General features: G+C 63.1%; 1 protein-coding gene. It reads right to left on the reverse strand.

From position 1 onward, the window contains the following. Positions 1 to 1,736, reverse strand: a 1,736-nt coding sequence (locus BST47_RS30050; protein WP_122984579.1) for a non-ribosomal peptide synthetase, incomplete at both ends; no start/stop codon positions are given.

Genomic DNA, 1,736 nt, shown 5'->3' on the forward strand with positions numbered 1-1,736 from the left:
GCATGGCGAGGATGCTGTCGCCGCCGAGGTCGAAGAAGGAGTCATCGATACCCACGCGGTCCAGTCCCAAGACCTGGGCATAGATCCCCGACAGGATCTCCTCCACAGCATCGGTGGGTGCACGGTACTGCTCGATATCGGCATACTGCGGTGCCGGCAACGCGCGGATATCGAGCTTGTTGTTCACCGTCAACGGCAACCCAGCCAGCACCACCACCGCCGTGGGCACCATATAGGGTGGCAGCCGCTGAGCCAGCCGCGCCCGCGCAGCACCCACATCCACTGCCCCACCAACAGATTCAGTGACATAACCGACCAGCCGCTTATCCCCCGGACGATCCTCACGAGCGATCACCACCGCCTGATCAACACCATCAAGACCCGTCAACGCCGCCTGAACCTCACCCAACTCGATGCGATACCCACGAATCTTGACCTGCTCATCAGCACGACCCAGATACTGCAACTGCCCATCAGCACCCCACCGCACCAAATCCCCAGTGCGATACATCCGCGCCCCCGGCCCCCCGAACGGACACGCCACAAACCGCGACCCCGTCAACCCAGCCCGCCCGATATAGCCATACGCCAACCCACCACCGGCCACGTACAACTCACCGATCACCCCGGCCGGCACCACACGCAACCACTTATCCAGCACAAACAACGCCGCCCCAGCCACCGGCGCACCGATAGGCACCCCCGACCCCGCACTCAACGGCGCACTGATCGCCACACACATCGTGGTCTCGGTCGGACCATAGGCATTGATCATCACCCGCCCCGGCGCCCACTGATCCACCACCTCAGCCGGACACGCCTCACCAACAACCACCAACGCCGCAGACTCCAAACCCCGCCGCGACAACACCCGCACCGCAGAAGGCGTCTGCGTCAACACATCCACACCCTGGGCCACCAACACCGCATGGAAATCCTGCGGCGAACCCGCCACCTCCTCAGCCACCACCACCACACGCCCACCACGCAACAACGCGCCAAAGATCTCCCACACCGACACGTCAAAAGCCAACGTATGACATTGCGGCCACACCCCCGGACGCGGCAAACCAGCATCCAAAGACCCCAACAACTGCGTCACACTACGATGGCTCACCGCAACACCTTTAGGCACACCAGTGGTACCCGAGGTATAGATCACATACGCCACATCATCAGCCGCCGGCCAAGGCAACCCCACACCGGACTGCTCACCCACCACCGGATCGCCAACATCGACCACCGACACACCACAATCAACCAACCGCTCAGCCAACCCCGCCGTCGTCACCACCACCACCGGCGCCGCGTCATCAAGAATGAAATCCAACCGCGCCGCAGGCACCACCGGATCAATCGGCAAATACGCCGCACCCGACTTCAACACCGCCAACATCGCCACAATCGCCTCAGCCGACCGGCGGAACAACAACCCCACACACCGACCCGGCCCCGCACCCCGCCCCACCAACAAGTGCGCCAACCGATTCGACGCCTCATCAACCTCGCGATAAGTCCACGAACGCTCCCCACAGGTAACCGCCACCGCATCCGGACACGCCACCACATACACAGCGAACAACTCCGGAACCGACACCCCCACCGGCACCGACCCCATCAACACCGCCCGATTACCCACCACATCCAACCAAGCACGCCCACCACCATCAACCACATCCACCGACGACAACCGCCGCGAAGGATCAGCAACCAACCCCACCAACACCCGCTCCAAC

The sequence above is a fragment of the Mycolicibacterium tusciae genome (assembly GCF_002086795.1).
Taxonomy (GTDB): Bacteria; Actinomycetota; Actinomycetes; order Mycobacteriales; family Mycobacteriaceae; genus Mycobacterium; species Mycobacterium tusciae.